An 18,412-nucleotide genomic window follows, 5' to 3' on the forward strand; every position below is an offset into this window, starting at 1 on the left:
ACCCGTTGCTCCCGCCCTGCGACGTCGAGCCGGAGCCGGCCGATCCGACGCCGCTCGAGCTGCTGCTGTCGTCCGAGCTCGAACCGGAGCTCGAACTCGACGACGAGGAGTCCGAGCTGCTGGATGTCGACGTCGTCCCGGTGCCGGTGCTGTTCGAGTGCTTCGACGACACGACCGCGACCGAGATCCCGGTCGCGCCGACACCGAGGACGGCAGTGGCTATCGCGGCCGCGGACGCTCGGTGCAGCCAGCGTCGGCGGTTGGGCTGGGGTTCGTCTGTGGTGACCATGCCGTAAGCCTCGTTCGAGGCCCGTCAGCCGCACTCCAAGAGAAGATCAAGCCACCGTCAAGTTCTCCTGAAAGCTCACTGAGAGCTGTTCTCAGGGCAGGCCTCAGGAGCGGGTCTCCAGCGGGCAGTCGGTGTCGCAGTGCTTGCCGATCGTGCCGACGATCTCGTCGGCGACCTCACCGAGCACGGCGAGCCGGTCCGGCCCGAACACGTCGACGAAGAACTCCCGCACCCGCGCGGCATGCGCCGGCGCGCACTCCTTGATCGCGGCCAGGCCTTCCTCGGTGATGGCGATCTCCGGGTACCGCGCGTCGCAGGCCTCCTTGCGGATCAGCCCGCGTTTCTCCATCCGGGTCAGGTGATGCGACAGCCGGCTCTTCTCCCACTGCGTCGCGTGGCCGAGCTCGAACGCGCGCATCCGGCCGGACTCCGACTCGGACAGGTTCACCAGGATCTCGAAGTCCGACTTGGACAGGCCGAAGTCCCGCTGGAGGTGCCGCTCCAGGTGCGTCTCGAGCGTGCGGTTCATCAGCAGGTAGCTGCGCCACGCCTTCTGCTCGTCGTCGTCGAGCCACGGTCCCTTGCTCACGAGAGCCATCCTACCCGCTCGGGTTGACACATCAACCAATCGCGTTACGATCGGTCAGGTTGACACATCAACCTAACTTCTCGAGGAGTGAACGATATGAGCAAGCTGATCGCCGTCGTCGGAGCCACCGGAGCACAGGGCGGCGCGCTGGTCCGCGCGATCCTGGCGGATCCGTCCGACGAGTTCGCCGTCCGCGCGCTGACCCGGAACCCGGACTCCGGCGCAGCGAAGGACCTCGCCGCCGCGGGCGCCGAGGTGGTCGCCGCCGACCTGAACGACGAGGCGAGCATCCGGGCCGCGTTCGACGGCGCGTACGGCGCTTTCGTGGTGACGAACTACTGGGCGCCGCTGACCGCGGACGAGGAGGCGGCCCGGACGCGCGCCGAGATGGAGCTCGCCCAGGCCGAGATCGCCGCGCGGGCCGCCCGCGACGCCGGCGTACAGCATCTGGTCTGGTCGACGCTCGAGGACACGCGCCCGTTCTTCGCCGGGCGCGACGACGTACCGAGCCTGGACGACGGGCGCTACAAGGTCCCGCACTTCGACGCGAAGGGCGAGGCGGACGAGCTGTTCACCGAGTACGGCGTACCGACGACGTTCCTGCGGACCACGTTCTACTTCGACGCGTTCGTCACCGCCATGCCGCCGACCCGGAACGCCGACGGCACCCTGACGATCACGTTGCCGATGGGCGACCGGCGCCTGTCCGGTATCGCCTCCGACGACATCGGCCGCAGCGCGCTCGCCATCCTCAAGCGCCCCGACCTGATCGGCCGAACCGTCAGCGTCGCCGGCGACCACCTCACCGGCGACCAGTACGCCGCCGCCCTCACCGAAGCCCTCGGCGAAAAGGTCACCTACCACTCCCCGACCCTCGAGGAGTACCGCGACTACCCGTTCCCGATGGCCGTCGAAATGGCCAACATGTTCCAGTTCTACGCCGAAAACCACGACGAGTTCACCGGTGCGCGCGACCTGGGGGAGGTCCGCGAACTGAACCCGGCCCTGCAGTCCTTCGCAACCTGGCTCGACACCCACCGCGACGAACTCAAAGCCTCGCAGAACTGATGGCGCGGCAGGTCAGGTAGATGGTGAAGGAGATGGTGGTGATGTAGGGGCTGATCGGGAGGGAGCTGCCGGCTGCCAGGAGGACTCCGCCGACTGCTGCGAGGAGGGCGAAGAGTGTGCTGAGCAGGGGCACACGAAACGGAGAGGCGGAGACGCGGAGCGCGGCGGCCGCGGGGGTGACCAGGAGCGAGAGCACCAGGAGCGCTCCAACGATCTGCACCGAGACCGCGACCGCGAGTCCTAGCAGGGCCATGAAGACAAGGGACATGACGCCTACTGGGACTCCGCGGGCGGCCGCCACGTCCGCGTCGGTGCTGGCGAAGAGCAGCGGACGCCAGACCAGAACCAGGCCGATGATCACCACGGCGGAGATGATGATCAGGGACTTGATCTGCGGGTCGTCGATCGCCACGATCTGGCCGGTCAGCAGGCCGAACTTGTTGGCCGCTCGACCGTGGTAGAGACCGAGGCACAAGATGCCGAGACCGAGGCCGAACGGCATCAGGACCGCGGTGACAGAGTTGCGGTCCCGGGCCCGGGATCCAAGGATGCCGATCAGCAGGGCGGCCACGAGTGAGCCGACCAGTGCACCGGCGACGACGCTGACGCCGAGGAGCAGGCCGGCAGCGGCGCCGGCGAAGGAAAGCTCGCTGACGCCGTGGACCGCGAAAGCCATGTCGCGTGTCATCACGAACACGCCGATCAGGCCGCCCATGATCCCGAGCACGACACAGGCGATCACCGAGTTCTTCAACAGGGGCAGCAACTGCGCGTAGCCGGAGAAGTTGAAGATCTCGGACCAGAGGGAGCCGACGGAGTCCAGCCCGATCACCGCGGCACCTGCTCACGCTCGACGAGATCTGGATGGTGATACGGCTGATGATCGGGTACGCCGGCGACCAGGATCCGGCCCCGGTGCCGGATCACGTCGACGGGCGCGTCGAACAGGTCGCTGAGCACCTCGCTGGTCATCACCTCGTCCGGTGTCCCGATCCGGAAACGGTTGTTGGCGATGTACAGCACCCGGTCGACCTTGTCGAGAATCGGGTTGATGTCGTGGGTGACGAACAACACGGCGAGGTCGAGCCGGTGGCGGGCGCCGTCGACGAGGTCGCTGACGAGCCGCTGGTGCGGCAGGTCCAGCCACAGGAGTGGTTCGTCGCAGAGCAGCAGCCGCGGCTCGGCCGCCAATGCCTGGGCGATCCGCAACCGCTGCTGTTCACCACCTGACAGCGAGGCCACCGGGACGGATTCGTACGCCTCGGCTCCGACCGACGACAGCAACTGATTGACCCGCTGACGGCGCCGACGTGAGGGCAGTGGGACACCCCACCGATGCCCGTCGACGCCGAGCGCCACCAGGTCCCGGCCGCGGAGCGGGAGCCCGTCCTCGGCCAGCCGCTGCTGCGGTATGTAGCCGATCCGCCGATCCCCACGTCGTACCGGCGAACCCAGAAACCTGGCGCTGCCGGACCGCAGTCGCAACTGGCCGAGGACAACCTTCAGCAGGCTCGATTTGCCGGAGCCGTTGGCGCCCAGTACGGCGATGAGCTCGCCGCTCCGGACCTCGAGATCGAGGTCGTCCCAGAGCATGCGGGATCCGAACCCGAGCGCGGCATGCTCCAGCGTCAGCAGAGGTTCGGTAGAACTCATGATCACTGGCCCAGCGCTACGCCGAGCGCCGCGAGGTTCGCCGACATCCAGCCGACGTAGTCCTTGCCTGCCGGCAGCGTCTCGGTCACCGGCACAGCCGGGATGTTGTTCTGCTTCGCCGCGGCCAGCACCTTCTCGGTCTCCGGTCCGCTCGTCTGCGCGTTGTACGCGAGCAGCTTGACTTCGTGCTTGCTGTACAGCTGCAGCGTCTCGTTGAGGACCTTGGCCGGTACGCCGGTGTCCTCCTCGATCGCCGCACTGAACGCGACCGGAGTCTTGTTCTGCAATCCGACGGCGTCCAGCAGGTACACCGGCACCGGTTCGGTGATCGCTACGGGCTGCCCGTCGTACTTCTGCTTCAGAGTGGCTTCCTGCTGCACGAGACCGTCGACCTTCTGCTTCAGGGCGTCGGCGTTGCGCTGGAACGTCGCTGCGTTGCTCGGGTCAGCCTTCGCGTACGTCTGCTCGAGCTGGTCGATCACCTTCGCGACCGTCGGGAAGTCGTACCAGACGTGCTCGTTGAGCCCCTCACCGCCGGCGGCCTTCTTGCCCGAGATCGTGACTGCGTTCAGCACGGTTACCGAGCTGTTCTTGGCGCTCTTCAGCATCCGGTCGATGAAGTCGTCGTACCCGCCGCCGTTCTCGATCACCACCGTGGCCTCGGACAGCGACAGTTGGTTGCGGGTGTTGGCCTCGTACTCGTGGGGATCGGCGTCGGGGTTGCTGATGATCGACGTCACCTGGACCTTGTCGCCGCCGACGGCGCCGGCGAGATCACCCCAGACGTTCGTCGAGGCCACGACCTTGATCGAGGCAGCGGCGGCCGGAGAGGACCCTGACGCCCCTTGCGAGTCGCCGGAGGAACAGCCGTACAGTCCCACGGTCACGGCGGCGACGGCAGCGGGCAGGGCAAGCAGTCTGCGGTTCACGAGCTGACCAACCTGACATTCGAGCGGATGAAATGACAACCGTTATCATTATCATGATTCGCCGTCAGCACAAGTCCTGCAGTCCACGCACACCCCGACCAGCTCCAAGGTGTGCTCGACCTCGGCGAACTCGGTGTCGTCCGCAAGCTGCTCGACCCAGCGCTCGACGACCTCGGTATCGACGGGTCGATTGAGCCCGCAGCGCCGGCAGATCAGGTAGTGCCGATGCTCCGCGGCGACCCGCTGACGGAAGTACCGCTCACCGGCGTCGTCGCGAATGACATCGAGCAACTCGACGCGCTCGAAGTCGTGCAGCGCGCGATAGACCGTGGTCAACCCGATGGGCATCCCCGCGGAATCCAGCAGCCGGTGCAGGTCCTGCGCCGACAGGAACTCCCGGCTGTCGGCCAGGATCGCCAAGATCGCCATGCGCTGCCGGGTCCGACGCAGGCCGGTCGCCACGAGCGGCGAGCGTTGCTCCACCGCGCCACCTCCTCCCGTCGCCACAGGGTCACCGGCAGCGTAGATGAACACGATTTCCATGTCCATCAACGGCCGACTTTTACCCGCCACGACGGTGAGTGCGAGGACAGTCTAATGAAAATGATTGTCGATTCAGATAGAGTGCCCGGCTGTGACCGCCACTCACGCTCCATCGCGTCTCGCTGCCCTGATCGCCTTGCTCCTCGGAGGTCTGCCGCTCTGGCTCAGTTCGCCGGTCAGCGCGTCGACTCCGCCAGAGGTGTTACAGGCTGTGCATACCGACGTACTGCACACCACGTACGACGGCACCTCGTTGCAGCTCCTGACCCGGATCGGAACCGGCGATGTCCGGGAAGCCGACCCCGCCGGCCTGATCTTCAACCTGGAGGACCGGGGTGCAGCCAGGCTCGAGGTTCCGGACGCGCCGGCGTTCGCGTTCCTCGGTACGCCGGGTTCCACCGTCTGGATCGCGCCGGAGTCACAGGACCCCGAGCTGATCTGGCCGGGATGGGACACCGAGGCGATCCCCGCCGGTGTGCTGAAGGACGATGTCGTCGACCTGACGCTGGTGAGCGCCGAAGGACCCGGGGCAGTCGAGGTGTTCTTCAATTACGACGCGTTCAGCGGTGCGGTCCCGCGGCTGTTCAGTTCGGTCGATCCGACGTACCGGACGGTGCACCAGGCGGTCGGGCGGCATGTGCATGCCAACTGGTCATTTGGTGCCTTGGGCACCTACAAGCTCAGGTTCCAGGCGACGGCGACCACGGCAGCAGGTGCGCCCGTCACGTCCGGGCCGGTCGAGTACACCTTCGTCGTCGGCCCATACGAGCAGCCGACCACACCTCCCACGAGCCCCCCGACCACTCCGCCCACCACTCCACCCACGAGTCCGCCGACCACGCCACCCAGCACACCGGGCACGCCGCCGGTGACTCCTCCGAGCACGCCTACCACCACGCCGCCTACCACCACACCGACCACTCCCACGCCGGGCAACACCCCGACAACCACGCCACCACCCACCCGCCCGACAGTCAGCCCTACCCCGGCACCAACTAGAGCCCGGATCACCCCGCGAACCACCGCGCCGACCCGGCTGCCGACCACGGCTTCGGACGAGTCGCACCGGGCGTCGCCCGCGCAATCGACACTCCGGCCGTGCATCACGACCCAGTCGCCCACCGGGGACCCGACAAGGGCCGGTGGGACAACGTCGGCCGGTACGACGGCCTCACCCAGTACGACGAGCTCGCCGGGTGCGACGACCTCAGCCGGTGCGACGGGATCGCCCGGTACGACGGTGCCGGCCTCGACGACGCTGACCAGCGGCCATGCGGACTACGCCGTACGGATCGAGAACGGAGCGCTGACCTCGCGCCTGAAGGACGGGACCAAGGGCGGTGATCCGGTCTGGCGTGACCCGGGGTCGGTGATCGTCCGGCTCGGCTCACCGGCCGGTACGACGGTGCCTGGCGGCGCGTTCTCGTTCCTCGGCGCGGCAGGTACGCAGATCTGGCAGATCCCGCAGACGCAGAAGGACGGCGTCGTGTGGCTCGGCTGGAACACCGAGGAGCTGAACGCTGCACAGGTGTACGGCGGCGGAGTCGACTGGCGTCTCGACAAGGTGACCGGCCCCGGCCGGGTTGCCGTCTTCGAGTTCGACTCCTTCGGTCAACCGAAGGTCATCTTCAACTCAGGTGACGGCCTCCCCGACACTTACCGCATCCCGCTCGGAACGCATGCCCACGGCAACTGGGCGTTCACGAAGGCCGGCACCTATCGGGTCACGTTCACGCACACCGCGACGTTTGCCAACGGCAAACAGTCCACGGACACCGCCACCCTCACGTTCGAGGTCGGGGCGTCGGGCGGAGCCCGCTCGGCGGACGGCAGCAGCCACTTTGTGCACCGTTCGACCATTCTCGGCGCCGATTCGTGGTCGAACCGTGCACAAAGTCAGACGGCAAACGATGCGGGAGGCTGCAAGTTGGCGATGACCGGTGGATCGGTCGGGTTCTGGTGGATCGGCGCCGCCGCCGTCTTCGCCGTACTGGGTGTCGTCCTGCTCGTCGCATCCCGCCGGAGCCCCCGATGAACCCGCACACCACGCCGACGGCCCCTACCCGCCCGGTCCGCCCACATTTCCTGCTCCTGCCTGTCCGCCCGGGGCGCCGTTGGATCGCTGCCGCGACCGCGACAGCGGTTCTTCTCGCGGGGCGCTCCGGGCAGGCAGCTGGTGGGGATGACGGTCGGCTGAACGTCGTTACCACCACGGAGATCCTTGCCGACCTCGTGCAGCAGGTCGGCGGGGACCGCGTGGACGCGTCGTCTCTGGTGCCGGCCGGTGGTGATCCGCACTCCTACGAACCGACTCCGGCCGACGCGAAGCGGGTCGCGAAGGCCGACGTGACCTTCACGAACCATCTGCTGCTCGAGCCGCAGTCGCTGATCAAGACCATCGACGCGAACGCCGGCAAGGACGCCCCGAACGTCTCGCTGGCCGAGGCGGCGGAGTCGTACGGCGCTCACGTCATCCCGCTCGTGGAGAACATCGGGCTGGATGTGCTCTGGCTCGGCCTCCGCGTCCGCGGTACCGGCAAGGCCCGTGGCGCGACCCGCACGAGCTCCGTCAAGCTCGCCGCGACCAAGCTCGACGGCCCTGGCCAACTGGTCGCCTACCTGACCGAGTCGCTCGGACAGCCGGACAAGTACTTCGACTCGACCGACGGCCTGGGGCCCGCTGACAGCACGACGCTGCCACCAGCCGCGCACACCCATCTGAACTGGGCCTTCACCAAGCCCGGCATCTACCACCTGACTTTGACCGGGAGTCTCGACAACGGCAACGGCAAACCCTTGCAGCCATTGGGCTTCGGGACGTTCACCTTCGCCGTCGGCGTCGAACCGCACACCGTCAAGCCGGCCGACGGCGGCACGGCGACGGTTCTCGGCGAGGGGCACACAGACCTGACGGTCGACCTGGATTCCGGCCAGGTGTACGCCTACTCGAACGCGCACAAGGTCGGTGCCCCTCAGTCCCAGGTCCCGGCCGGGCGCGTGGTCGTCGACGTACCCAACAAGGCGCTGGTTCCGGTCCCGGACGACCCGCGGTTCGCATTCCTCGGCAAGCCCGGAACGCAGATCCATCAACTCCCCCAGGCCGTACTCGGAAAGCACGTCCACGGCGAGATCGACCCGCACCTGTGGGAGGACGTCGCGAACGCCAAGGCCTACGTGCAGCTCATCCGCGACACCCTCGTCACCGCCGACCCCGACGGCAAACAGGTCTACCAGGACAACGCCACGGCCTACCTGCGTCGACTGGGCGAGCTCGACGACTACGTCCGTACGACGCTCGCCCGGATCCCGACCAACCGGCGGCAGCTGATCACGACTCACGACGCCTTCGGCTACATGGCCTCGGCGTACGGCATGTCCGTCGCGGGATTCGTCGTACCCAACCCGGCGCAGGAACCGAGCGTCGAGCAGGTCCGGAAACTGACCGACACCATCCACAACCTCAAGGTGCCGGCCGTCTTCACCGAGCCGAACCTCGCCCAGCGCGCGTCCGTCCTGATCCAGGTCGCGCACGACCAGGGCGTTCGGGTCTGCTCGCTGTACGGCGACTCGTTCGACGAACACGCCCGTACGTACGTCGCGATGATGCAGCACAACGCCGACGAACTGCTGCGCTGCCTAGGAGAAACCCGATGAAGCTCCTCGCCGCCCTGATCCTTGCACTGGCACCCGTCACCGCACCTGCAGAACAAGTTGTCATCAGCAACGGTCACGTCGACCTGGGTCCGCGGTTCGTCGACGGCCACTGGACGATCCAGCTGCGCGACGACACCACGGCCGCACCCACCTGGCGCCCGCTCGACACCGTCGTCCTGCAGGCGACGAGCAGAGCCCGGATCGCCGTTCCCAACGACCCGGCCTACCAGTTCCTAGGCAAGCCCGGACAGTCGATCTGGGTCATCCCGCAGGTGCAGCAGGACGGAATCGTCTGGCCGGGCTGGAACACCCAGGACCCCGAGGTCGCCCGCCGGGTCGCCCGCGAGGTGACGTGGACGCTCGAGAAGATGCGCGGACCGGGCGCCTTCACGCTGTTCCTGAATTCGGATTTCGGGAAGCCGTCAGCGGTCTTCGACAGTCGCAAGCAGCTACCCCAGGAGACCGGGATCGACGTGAACACGCACGTCCACGGCAACTGGACCTTCGATGCCGAAGGCATCTACCTGCTCGACGTCGCGATGACTGCCGAGCTCACCGACGGGCAACACGTCACCGACCGCCGGACGCTGCGCATCTACGCCGGCGACGGAGACGCCCGCGCGGCGTCCGCCGCAGAGGACGCCGCCCAGAACGCAGGACAGAACGCGGGACAAGACGCGGCACAAGGAACAGCGCAGGCCCCCGACGACCGTGTCCAGCTGTGGTGGTTCGCCGTGGGCACGGGCGTCGTCCTGCTCGTGACCACCACCGTCATCGTGATCAGGAGACGCCGATGACCATCCTGCACATCACCAACCTCGGCGTGGATCTCGCCGGCCGCGAGGTCCTCGATCACGTCGACCTCGACGTCGCCGCCCACGAGCACGTCGGTCTGATCGGCCCTAACGGCGCGGGCAAGACCACACTCCTCCGCGCACTCCTAGGGCTGCTGCCGATCAGAACCGGCAGGATCGAGATCGACGGCCGGACACCGTCCGAGGCTCGCGGCACGATCGGGTACGTGCCACAGCGGCACGAGTTCGTCTGGGACTACCCCGTCCAGGTCCGTACGGCGGTGATGACCGGCCGGACGCATCGCATCGGCTGGCTACAACGGCCGCGGTCCGAGGATCGCAGCGCCGTACAGGAAGCTCTCGAACGAGTAGACCTCACCAACCTGTCCCGGCGACCCATCGGCGAGCTGTCTGGTGGCCAACGGCAACGAGTGCTCGTCGCGCGGGCGCTGGCCCTGCGGCCGAAACTCCTGTTGCTCGACGAGCCGTTCACCGGTCTCGACGTACCGACGCAGGAAATCCTGACCCAGCTGTTCCGCAGCCTCACAGCGGAGGGCACAGCCATCCTGATGACCACGCACGACCTGCCGGCCGCAGCGGAAACCTGTCACCGGTTGTGCCTGCTCAACGGCGCAGTCGTCGCCGACGGTTCACCGGACGAGCTACGGGACCCGGCCGTTTGGCTGCGGGCGTTCGGGGTCGCACGGTCCGAGCAACTGCTGCACAGCCTGGGAGTTGCCCGATGATCGAGTTCTTCACCGAGCCCTGGGAACACGTTTTCATGCAGCGCGCGTTCCTCGTCGTACTCATGTCCGGAGTCGTCTGCGGCGTGATCGGCACCCACGTCGCGCTCCGCGGCATGGCGTTCATCGGCGACGCGGTCGCGCACTCGGTCTTCCCCGGCATCGCGATCGCGTTCGTACTCAAGACCAGCCTCGTCCTCGGCGGCATCGTCGCCGGGCTCGTCACCGCACTCGCCGTCGCCGTGTTCGCCCAGAACCGCCGTCTCAAGGAGGACACCGTTATCGGTGTGTTCTTCGCGGCAGCGTTCGGACTCGGCATCGTGGTGATGAGCACGGCGCCCGGGTACGGCGGATCGCTGGAATCCTTCCTGTTCGGTTCGGTGCTCGGAATCAGCAGCGGTGACGTGATCACCGTCGCGGTCGCCGGCGCGGCCCTGCTGCTGATCACCGGTGCGCTGCACAAGGAGTTCGTCACGGTCGGTCTGGACCGGGAGACCGCACGATCCGCCGGCCTGCCGATCTTCTGGCTCGACCTCGCGCTCTACGCGATGGTGACCGTCGCGATCGTCATCTCGATCCAGGCCGTCGGCAACATCCTCGTACTGGCGCTACTCATCACCCCGGCCGCCTGTGCGCGGCTGCTCACCGACCGGATCGGCGTGATGATGCTGCTCGCGCCACTCATCGGCGCCCTCTCGGGGCTCACCGGCCTCTATCTGTCGTACGCGCTCAACCTCGCCGCCGGCGGGTTGATCGTGCTCACCGCGACCGCGGTGTTCATCGCGTGCTGGGTGTTCGCACCCCGGCACGGCCTGCTCTCCCGCCGCGGCCCAGCGGCGGCTCGGGTGCAATCCGTCCAACCCTGAAAGGAAATTCATGCGCAAGCCTTTCCGCGTGATTCTGCCGATCGCGGCAGTTCTCGCGCTTGCCGGCGTCGCAGCGCCGGCCGATGCGGTACCAAGAGTTGTGCTGGACCAAGGCCATGTCGACGTCGTCGGCATCGCCTACGAGAACGGCGCGTTCGACGTGCACGTCCATGACGAGGAGCACGGCGTCGAGTACTCCCCGTCCGAGGTGGAGCTCGTCGCGAAGCCCTCGTCGGAGATCGCCGTACCCGAGGATCCGGCGTACCGCTTTCTCGGTACGGCGGGAAGCCGCGCCTGGGTACTGCCCCAGGTCCAGGACCCCTCGCTGCTCTGGCCAGGCATCGGCGCCGAGGAGATCGCGCCCGGTGTCTTCGCGGGTGACTCGTTGAAGGTCGACGTCGTCGGCGTCAGCGGCCCGGCAGACGTCAGCATCTTCACCACCGACGCCTTCGGCGCACCGACGGTCCTCGCGGACAGCGGCGACGGCCTGCCCGACACGATCAACACGACGGCAGGTGGTCATCTGCACGCCAACTGGGCCTTCGAAGCACCCGGGTACTACACGCTGAAGGTCCGGGTCAGCGGCACGCTCGCCGCCACCGGCAAGCACGTCACCTCCGGCATCGCCACCTACTGCTTCAAGGTGGGCCTGTGAAGACGCGGCGGCTCGCCGGCAGCCTGATCGCCGGCTTTGTGGCCGCAGTCCTCACCGTCGCCCCGGCCCACGCGGCCACGACGATCTCGTCCGGTCACGTCGACGCGATCGACGTCGACTGGACCGGGTCCGCACTCACGCTCGACCTCCGCGACAGCACGGTCACGCCGGCGGTCGACCGCAACCCGGCGGACGTCGTACTGAATGCTGTATCGGCCAGCAAGACCACCGTCCCGTCCAACTCCGCGTACTCGTTCCTGGGTACGCCGGGATCCCCGGTGTGGATCCTCCCGCAGACCCAGGCGAGTGGGATCGTCTGGCCCGGGTTCAACACCGAGGATGTCCCGAGCGGGGTGCTGTCGGGCAACGCCGTCACGGTGAAGCTCGTCTCTGTCACCGGACCGGCCGACGTCAGCGTCTACACGACCAGCTCGCTCGGCACGCCGACGATCTGGTTCGACAGCGGTAACGGCCTTCCGGACACCCGGTCGATCGCGATCAACACCCATGCCCACGCCAACTGGGCCTTCGAAGCCGCCGGCACCTACACCGCCGTCTTCGAAGTCACCGCCACCACCTCCGGCGGCACCGCGATCACCACCGGCCAGAAGACCTACAACTTCGCGGTCCAGCCGTAACACTGCGACCTGGGACGCGGCGCGCGACGCGTCCCAGGTCCTAGCGCGCGATGTCCCGCCGCGCCAGCATGCGGACTACTGAATGTCTACTCAACTAGTAGACTTAAGGTTGGCGTTGTGAGCGATCAACTGCTGCGGTACTTCGGTCCGACGCCGGCGAACTGGGTGCGTACTACGGGGTTCGATCACGATGCGGTGGTCGTGGGTGCTGGACAGTCGGGGCTCGGGATCGGGTTCGCCTTGCGGCGGGGTGGGATCGGGCGGGCGACTGTTGTCGACGCCGCGGCTCCCGGGGAGGCCGGGGTGTGGACGACGACGGCGCGGATGCGGACGTTGCGGACTCCGAAGGCCTGGCCGGAGCCGGAGTTCGGATTCCCGGAGCTCAGCTTCCGGGCGTGGTACGAGGGCCTGCACGGCGAGGCGGCGTACGACGAGTTGGCGCGGATCCCGCGGACGGCGTGGGCCGAGTACGTCGCGTGGTTCGAGCGGACGGTGGAGGTTGCCGTCCGCCACCACACGCGGCTGATCGGTGTCACGCCTGCCGAGGATCATCTGGTACTGCGGTTCGCGGTGACTCGTCCGGACGGTCGTGTTGACGAGGTTGTCGAGACCACTCGGAAGTTGGTGCTGGCGAACGGCGTCGAGGGCACCGGCGGGCCGGTGCTACCTGCGCCGTTCGTGGGGCTGCCCAACGAGTTCGCCGCTCATACCGGTGATCGGATCGACTTCGCGGCGTTGGCCGGTCGCAGTGTCGGCGTGCTCGGGGCGGGCGCGTCGGCTCTCGATGCGGCCGGTGCGGCGCTCGAGGCGGGTGCGAGCGAGGTGCATCTGTTCACGCGGCGTCCCGAGCTCATGGTCCAGGCCCCGGGCGCGGGCTCGCCGCAGGGCCTGGGAGCGCGGGAGAACTTCCACCGGCGCAGCGACGCCGACCGCTGGAGTCTTAAGGTCGCCGCGGCCCGGGCCGGGCGCAGTTGCACGCTGGAGTCGGTGGAACGTGCGGCCGCGTTCGGCGGGTTCCGGGTGCATCTGTCGGCGCCGTGGCACGATGCGCGGGTCGCCGGCGGGAAGGTGCATGTCGACGCGGCCGATGGTTCGCACCTGTTCGACTTCGTCATCGCCGGTACGGGATATCAGTACGACCCGCACACGCGTCCGGAGCTGGCCGAGATCGCGGATCATGTGGCGCTGTGGGCCGATCGGTACCAGCCGCCGAGCGAGTTGGCGGACGAGTCGCTCGGCAGTTTCCCGTACCTAGGCGACGGCTACGAGCTCGTCGAGAAGCATGCCGGTACGGCGGCGTGGGCCGGACGGATCCACGTGTTCTCGGCGGCGGCGGGGCTCAGCTTCGGGATCCCGGTCGGCGACGTACAGAGCCTGGCGACCGGGATCCCACGGTTGGTCGACGCGATCGGCCGAGACCTGTTCCTGGAGGACCAGCATCTCCCCGCGCCGGCGACTCCGGCGCCACCGAAGCCGGAGTCGCTACGGGCCGCCTACGACCACGCAATCTGGCGAGTGGACCTGGTCCCAGCAGACCGCTGACCCCACTCACCCGGCCCCGGCCACCCGACGCAGCTCCCGAGCAGGGCGGTTCTGGGTCCAGGGGGTGACGCCGAGGCGGTCGCGGAGGGTTGTGCCGGTCTTGGCTGGGGCGAAGAGGCCTCGTTCGACGAGGATCGGAACGACCAGGCGGGCGAAGCGGGGGAAGTCGACGGCGGTGTCGGCGTACATGATCGTGAAGCCGTCGGCGGTGCCGGCGCGCCACCAGGACTCGAGGTCGTCCGCGATCTGCGACGCGGTACCGATCAGCAGGCGATGGCCGCTTCCCGGCGCGTGGCGCGCCAGCTCCCGCGCCGACAGCGGCCGCTCGGCCAGCAGCGCGCGGGTGCTGACCTGAAACCCGACCGAACCAGCCTCGGCCACCGGGATCTCCGGCAGTTCGTCGAACCGGATCGGCTCGTCGAGGTCGCGATCCGGCAACCCCAGCGCGGTCAGCACGCCACGCGCCAGATCGTCGATCGCCAGAGTCGCGTACAGCTCGTCGGCCCGTCGGCGAGCATCCTCCTTGGTCTCGCCGACGAGGACGATCACGCCCAGCGAGACCTTGACCTCGTCCAGCCCGCGCCCGGCAGCGACTGCCCGCCGGCGAATGTCGTCGCGGAAGCCGACCGCCTTGGCTTCGGTCTGCGCGACCGTGAAGATCACATCAGCCAGCTCCGCGCCCAGTCTGAGCCCGCCTTCGGACCCGCCCGCCTGCACGACCACCGGATGTTCACCAGGCACCGGCAACGCCCCGGCAACCGAGAAGAACTCGCCGCGATGGTCGGCCGGGTGGATCAGCGCGGGATCGGCGTACCGGCCGGTCTGCTTGTCGGCGATGATCGCGCCGCGGTCCCAGCTGTCCCACAGCCGTCGTACGACCGTGAGGAACTCGTACGCACGCCGGTACCGCGTCTCCTTCTCCATCGGCTCGGTCAACCCGAAGTTCGCGGCCGCGGCCGGCGCGAACGTCGTGACGAGGTTGACCGCCGCCCGGCCCTTCGTGACGAGGTCGAGGGCCTGGAAACGACGAGCGAGGTTGTACGGCGAGTTGTAGCTGGTGGAACTCGTGATCAGTACGCCGACGCGCTCGGTCACGGCCGCCAGGTGACCGAGCAGGATCAGCGGATCGATGCCGGTACCGGGGTTGACGGCGACCTCCGGACCGAGCGCCGGTGCGTCGCCGAGGAAGATGGCATCCAGGCCCACGTCGTCGGCGATCCGCGCGAGTCCGCGGAAGTAGTCGATGTCGAGGTACGCGTTCGGGTCGGCGTCCGGCAACCGCCAGGCGCCCCGGAAATGACCGGGCGTCATGAGCGAAGCGATGAGATGGAACGTCATGAGGCCTCCTGCCAGCCGAGCCGCCGCGCCACATCAGTTGCCGCCTGCAACAATCGGAGATGTTCGTCGACCGGCGGCACCCCAGGGACGAAACTGACCAGCAGGTCGGTCACGTGTTCCAGTGCGGGATCCGCGGCCAAGGACTCGGCGATCCCGTCCGACGGGCCGAGGAGCGCGTTGTCCTGGACAAGGAACTCCTCGACAGTCAGCTCAGGCAGGCCGCGGCGCGAGGCGATCCACGACTGCCATCGGACGGCTCCCGGGGCTACGGCGGCCACAGCCGCCGCGCGATCCGGATGCGGGTAGATCGCGCGAGACACCTGCAATCGTGGAGTGACGCCGGGGTGCTCAGCAGCGTGGGCTTCCCGGAACGCCGCCACGATCTCGGCCTGCCGCTCAGGTGTCTGATGCCGGTTGAACGACGTGGCCCGGGAAAGTTGCAACCCGTCTCCCGCACGGCCTGCTGCCTGAGCGGAGGTGATCGCGACCGCCGGATCGGAAGAGGTTGCCTGCCACAACCGTCGGCGCAGCTCGCGGGCCGGTGGGTGCAGTACCTCGCCGAGGCTGTTCAACGGATGACCGGAGAACAAGCGGTGCAGGCTTGTCACGCCCGCGTCGTACAGGGTGTGGCGATCGTCGAGACTCTTGCCGAACGCTTCCCAGGCACCGGGGAACGGGCCCGAGCCGACACCGAACTGCAGCCGTCCGCCGCTCAGCTCGTCGAGGGTGGCGGCCGCCTCGGCGACGACCAGCGGGTCCTCGAGCGGTAGGACGTACACGCCGGTGCCGAGGTGGATCCGGCTGGTGTGCTCGGCGATCGCGGCCAGCAGCACCAGCGGCGCCGACACGTGCTCGTTGCCCTGCCGGAAGTGCCGGTGGATGACCCACCCGGAGTCGTACCCGAGCTCCTCAGCAGCCCGGAACAGCTCGATCGCCTGCCGGTACGCCGCCGCCGGCGCACTGTCGTTGTCGAGGTGCAACAGGAAGCCCAACCGGAACGGCCGGCCGTCGTCGGTCCCTGCCCCGATCCGTCGAGCCGTCACAGCCTCGCTCACAGTTTCAGTCCCGTGCCGTGCTCGTCCACGAGAGCCAATTCGTCATCCGTCAGCGGCAGGAAGCTCAACGCCTGCAGATTATGGTCGAGCTGGGTCGTCGAACTTGCGCCAATCAGGGCCGAGGTGACCTCGTCGCGGCGCAGGACCCACTGCAGGGCGAGCTGGGCGAGCGACTGCCCGCGTGATTCGGCCAGCTTGTTCAGTTCCGTCGTACGGCGTCGATAGGTGTCATCGATGACGTCGGGTGAGAGGAACGTGCTGTTCTGGGCGCGTGCGCCATCGGGAATCGCGTCGAGGTACTTGTCGGTCAGCAGCCCCTGCGCGAGCGGGCTGTAGACGATCAGGCCGAACCCGTCCTGGTCGGCCGTCTCCAGCAGACCGTTCTGTTCGGGACGCCGGTCGTAGATCGAGTAGCGGGTCTGGTGGATCAGCAGCGGTACGCCGGCCTCGCGGAGCAGCTCGGCCGCGGCGTGCGCGCGATCCGGCAGGTAGTTGCTGATACCGACGTACAACGCCTTGCCCTGCTGCACCGCGCTGACGAGCGCACCGACGCTCTCCTCCAGAGGCGTCTGCAGATCCGGGCTGTGGTGATAGAAGATGTCGACGTAGTCGGTGCCCAGGTCACGCAGGCTGTGGTCGAGCGACGTGAGGATCGACTTGCGCGAACCGCCGGTGAGATAGGGGCTCGGGCCGATCGGATTGCCGGCCTTCGTGGCGAGGATCAGCTCGTCGCGGTACGGCGCGAGGTCCTTGGCGAGTACCCGACCGAACGTCTTCTGCGCGGCGCGGTGCGGCGGTCCGTAGCGGTCGGCGTTGTCGAAGTGGCTGATCCCGAGGTCGAACGCGTGCAGGATGATCTCGCGCTGCGTCTCGTACGCGTAGTCGGTGCCGAACTTCTGCCAGAGACCGAACGAGACCGCCGGCAGCACCAGACCGGACGAGCCGGTACGGCGGTAGGGCAACGTCTCGTACCGCGTCGCGTCGGCGCTGTAGGTCGTCATCGGTCGTGCCTCTCAGTCGGGTGGTTCCGGCGCAGTGCGCCGGGTTGGAGCGAAGGGGTGTCCCGGCCGGTGTCGCGTTCCAGGAACTGCGTCCCCGGGTCGACGATGTCGTCGATCCGGTCGAGCAGCTCGTCGTTCAGCTGTACGTCGACCGCGTTGAGATAAGCATCCAGGTGTTCCCGCGTGCGCGGGCCGATGATCACGCTGCTGACCGCCGGGTGGTTCAACGCGAAGGCGATCGCGAGTTGGACGAGCGTGAGACCGTTGCCCTCGGCAACGTCGGCGAGTGCGTCGGCCGCCGCGAGCTTGCGCTGGTTGCGGTCGAGCGAGATGTCGAACCGGCCCGCGATCAGGTCCGCGCGGGCCGAGGCCGGCTGCTCGCCGCCGAGACGATACTTTCCGGACAACCACCCGGCCGCGAGCGGACCGTAGCTGATCACGCCCACGCCGTACTTCTGGACAACGGGGAACACCTCGCGCTCCACACCACGGACCAGGAGCGAATACGGCACCTGCTCGGTGTGCGGCGCGATCAGGCCGTGCTTCTCGGCGAGCCAGTGCGCCTCGACCAACTGGTGCGCCGGGAACACCGAGGTTCCGTAGTACCGGATCTTGCCGGAGCGGACCAGGCCGTCGAGGGTCTGCAGCGTCTCGAGCAGGTCGGTGTGCGGGTCGGGTCGGTGTGCTTGATAGAGGTCGAGGTAGTCGGTGCCGAGTCTGCGCAGGCTGTTCTCGACGGTCTGCGTGATCCAGCGCCGGCTGTTGCCAGCGTGCTGCGGGTTGTCTCCGACCTGACCGTGGAACTTGGTGGCCAGGAACAGGTCCTCACGTCGCGTCGAAGCCGACGCGATCGCCTTGCCGACGATCTCCTCGGAGCGCCCGTTGCCGTAGACATCTGCCGTGTCGAGCACGGTCACACCGGCATCGATGGCGGCGTGGATGATCTCGATGCTGTCGTCCTCCTCGGCCCAGCGCCCGAAGTTCATCGTCCCCAGAGTAAGCGGCGGGACGAGAACGCCTGTGCGGCCGAGGACGCGGTTGAGTGTCATGTGCTG

At 68.0% G+C, this 18,412-nt stretch carries 19 protein-coding genes; 10 read left to right on the forward strand and 9 right to left on the reverse strand.

Annotation, left to right across the window (positions count from 1 at the left end; genetic code table 11):
• The first annotated feature begins 5 nt into the window (after window positions 1-5).
• Entirely contained in the window at window positions 6-296 is a 291-nt protein-coding gene (locus ACWF0M_RS06440) for a hypothetical protein (RefSeq protein ID WP_452234579.1), read from the forward strand.
• Between the two features lie 96 nt (window positions 297-392).
• Here the strand turns inward: ACWF0M_RS06440 and ACWF0M_RS06445 are convergent, their stop codons facing one another.
• Window positions 393-887, reverse strand: coding sequence for a MarR family winged helix-turn-helix transcriptional regulator (locus ACWF0M_RS06445; protein ID WP_452234580.1), 495 nt, complete (start codon window positions 885-887; stop codon window positions 393-395).
• An 87-nt stretch (window positions 888-974) separates the two neighbouring features.
• On the opposite strand from ACWF0M_RS06445, the gene ACWF0M_RS06450 reads away from it, so the two are divergent.
• Entirely contained in the window at window positions 975-1,946 is a 972-nt protein-coding gene (locus tag ACWF0M_RS06450; protein WP_452234581.1) for an NmrA/HSCARG family protein, read from the forward strand.
• Here the strand turns inward: ACWF0M_RS06450 and ACWF0M_RS06455 are convergent.
• The 4 genes from ACWF0M_RS06455 to ACWF0M_RS06470 all read right to left on the reverse strand — a co-directional run bounded on the left by ACWF0M_RS06455 (window position 1,927) and on the right by ACWF0M_RS06470 (window position 5,011).
• Window positions 1,927-2,769, reverse strand: coding sequence for a metal ABC transporter permease (locus ACWF0M_RS06455; RefSeq protein ID WP_452234856.1), 843 nt, complete (start codon window positions 2,767-2,769; stop codon window positions 1,927-1,929). The two genes, ACWF0M_RS06450 and ACWF0M_RS06455, sit on opposite strands and share 20 nt — an antisense overlap.
• 5 nt (window positions 2,770-2,774) lie before the next feature.
• A complete protein-coding gene (locus ACWF0M_RS06460; protein WP_452234582.1) occupies window positions 2,775-3,599 on the reverse strand; it encodes a metal ABC transporter ATP-binding protein in 825 nt (274 codons plus the stop codon).
• Window positions 3,600-3,601: 2 nt separating this feature from the next.
• Complete coding sequence (locus ACWF0M_RS06465; RefSeq protein ID WP_452234583.1) at window positions 3,602-4,486, reverse strand: metal ABC transporter solute-binding protein, Zn/Mn family; 885 nt, start codon at window positions 4,484-4,486, stop codon at window positions 3,602-3,604.
• Window positions 4,487-4,579: 93 nt separating this feature from the next.
• A complete protein-coding gene (locus ACWF0M_RS06470) occupies window positions 4,580-5,011 on the reverse strand; it encodes a Fur family transcriptional regulator (RefSeq protein ID WP_452234584.1) in 432 nt (143 codons plus the stop codon).
• 271 nt (window positions 5,012-5,282) lie between these two features.
• On the opposite strand from ACWF0M_RS06470, the gene ACWF0M_RS06475 reads away from it, so the two are divergent.
• The 8 genes from ACWF0M_RS06475 (at window position 5,283) to ACWF0M_RS06510 (ending at window position 13,963) form a co-directional block, all read left to right on the forward strand.
• On the forward strand, window positions 5,283-7,106 hold the full coding sequence (locus ACWF0M_RS06475) for a TIGR03773 family transporter-associated surface protein (RefSeq protein WP_452234585.1): 1,824 nt from the start codon (window positions 5,283-5,285) through the stop codon (window positions 7,104-7,106).
• On the forward strand, window positions 7,103-8,725 hold the full coding sequence (locus ACWF0M_RS06480) for an anchored repeat ABC transporter, substrate-binding protein (protein WP_452234586.1): 1,623 nt from the start codon (window positions 7,103-7,105) through the stop codon (window positions 8,723-8,725). Before ACWF0M_RS06475 ends, ACWF0M_RS06480 begins: the two co-directional genes overlap by 4 nt.
• Window positions 8,722-9,522, forward strand: a complete 801-nt coding sequence (locus ACWF0M_RS06485; protein ID WP_452234587.1) for a choice-of-anchor M domain-containing protein — start codon at window positions 8,722-8,724, stop codon at window positions 9,520-9,522. The genes ACWF0M_RS06480 and ACWF0M_RS06485 overlap by 4 nt, the downstream gene beginning before the upstream one ends.
• Window positions 9,519-10,265 carry an anchored repeat-type ABC transporter ATP-binding subunit gene (locus tag ACWF0M_RS06490; RefSeq protein ID WP_452234588.1) on the forward strand — a complete coding sequence of 249 codons (747 nt, stop codon included), beginning with the start codon at window positions 9,519-9,521 and terminating at the stop codon, window positions 10,263-10,265. Before ACWF0M_RS06485 ends, ACWF0M_RS06490 begins: the two co-directional genes overlap by 4 nt.
• The gene (locus ACWF0M_RS06495; RefSeq protein WP_452234589.1) at window positions 10,262-11,128 is read left to right on the forward strand and encodes an anchored repeat-type ABC transporter permease subunit; all 867 of its coding nucleotides are present in this window, start codon (window positions 10,262-10,264) and stop codon (window positions 11,126-11,128) included. Before ACWF0M_RS06490 ends, ACWF0M_RS06495 begins: the two co-directional genes overlap by 4 nt.
• Before the next feature lie 10 nt (window positions 11,129-11,138).
• Window positions 11,139-11,783 carry a choice-of-anchor M domain-containing protein gene (locus tag ACWF0M_RS06500; RefSeq protein WP_452234590.1) on the forward strand — a complete coding sequence of 215 codons (645 nt, stop codon included), beginning with the start codon at window positions 11,139-11,141 and terminating at the stop codon, window positions 11,781-11,783.
• Complete coding sequence (locus tag ACWF0M_RS06505; RefSeq protein ID WP_452234591.1) at window positions 11,780-12,421, forward strand: choice-of-anchor M domain-containing protein; 642 nt, start codon at window positions 11,780-11,782, stop codon at window positions 12,419-12,421. Before ACWF0M_RS06500 ends, ACWF0M_RS06505 begins: the two co-directional genes overlap by 4 nt.
• A gap of 117 nt (window positions 12,422-12,538) precedes the next feature.
• A complete protein-coding gene (locus ACWF0M_RS06510; protein WP_452234592.1) occupies window positions 12,539-13,963 on the forward strand; it encodes a SidA/IucD/PvdA family monooxygenase in 1,425 nt (474 codons plus the stop codon).
• 6 nt (window positions 13,964-13,969) lie between these two features.
• Here the strand turns inward: ACWF0M_RS06510 and ACWF0M_RS06515 are convergent, their stop codons facing one another.
• The 4 genes from ACWF0M_RS06515 to ACWF0M_RS06530 are packed head-to-tail and all read right to left on the reverse strand — an operon-like array spanning window position 13,970 to window position 18,406.
• Window positions 13,970-15,301: an NtaA/DmoA family FMN-dependent monooxygenase gene (locus ACWF0M_RS06515; RefSeq protein ID WP_452234593.1), complete on the reverse strand. Its 1,332-nt coding sequence runs from the start codon at window positions 15,299-15,301 to the stop codon at window positions 13,970-13,972.
• The gene (locus ACWF0M_RS06520) at window positions 15,298-16,356 is read right to left on the reverse strand and encodes an LLM class flavin-dependent oxidoreductase (RefSeq protein ID WP_452234594.1); all 1,059 of its coding nucleotides are present in this window, start codon (window positions 16,354-16,356) and stop codon (window positions 15,298-15,300) included. Before ACWF0M_RS06520 ends, ACWF0M_RS06515 begins: the two co-directional genes overlap by 4 nt.
• Window positions 16,353-17,357, reverse strand: coding sequence for an aldo/keto reductase (locus ACWF0M_RS06525; RefSeq protein WP_452234595.1), 1,005 nt, complete (start codon window positions 17,355-17,357; stop codon window positions 16,353-16,355). Before ACWF0M_RS06525 ends, ACWF0M_RS06520 begins: the two co-directional genes overlap by 4 nt.
• Window positions 17,354-18,406, reverse strand: coding sequence for an aldo/keto reductase (locus ACWF0M_RS06530; RefSeq protein ID WP_452234596.1), 1,053 nt, complete (start codon window positions 18,404-18,406; stop codon window positions 17,354-17,356). Before ACWF0M_RS06530 ends, ACWF0M_RS06525 begins: the two co-directional genes overlap by 4 nt.
• Window positions 18,407-18,412 lie beyond the last annotated feature (6 nt).

This window comes from Kribbella sp. NPDC055110 (genome assembly GCF_053607525.1).

Bases quoted from the DNA above. Each gene is read 5' to 3' on its own strand.
- ACWF0M_RS06530 (WP_452234596.1), bottom strand. From the start codon at position 18,406: ATGACACTCAACCGCGTCCTCGGCCGCACAGGCGTTCTCGTCCCGCCG.
- ACWF0M_RS06485 (WP_452234587.1), top strand. From the start codon at position 8,722: ATGAAGCTCCTCGCCGCCCTGATCCTTGCACTGGCACCCGTCACCGCA.
- ACWF0M_RS06500 (WP_452234590.1), top strand. From the start codon at position 11,139: ATGCGCAAGCCTTTCCGCGTGATTCTGCCGATCGCGGCAGTTCTCGCG.
- ACWF0M_RS06480 (WP_452234586.1), top strand. From the start codon at position 7,103: ATGAACCCGCACACCACGCCGACGGCCCCTACCCGCCCGGTCCGCCCA.
- ACWF0M_RS06445 (WP_452234580.1), bottom strand. From the start codon at position 887: ATGGCTCTCGTGAGCAAGGGACCGTGGCTCGACGACGACGAGCAGAAG.
- ACWF0M_RS06515 (WP_452234593.1), bottom strand. From the start codon at position 15,301: ATGACGTTCCATCTCATCGCTTCGCTCATGACGCCCGGTCATTTCCGG.
- ACWF0M_RS06525 (WP_452234595.1), bottom strand. From the start codon at position 17,357: ATGACGACCTACAGCGCCGACGCGACGCGGTACGAGACGTTGCCCTAC.
- ACWF0M_RS06450 (WP_452234581.1), top strand. From the start codon at position 975: ATGAGCAAGCTGATCGCCGTCGTCGGAGCCACCGGAGCACAGGGCGGC.
- ACWF0M_RS06490 (WP_452234588.1), top strand. From the start codon at position 9,519: ATGACCATCCTGCACATCACCAACCTCGGCGTGGATCTCGCCGGCCGC.
- ACWF0M_RS06460 (WP_452234582.1), bottom strand. From the start codon at position 3,599: ATGAGTTCTACCGAACCTCTGCTGACGCTGGAGCATGCCGCGCTCGGG.
- ACWF0M_RS06495 (WP_452234589.1), top strand. From the start codon at position 10,262: ATGATCGAGTTCTTCACCGAGCCCTGGGAACACGTTTTCATGCAGCGC.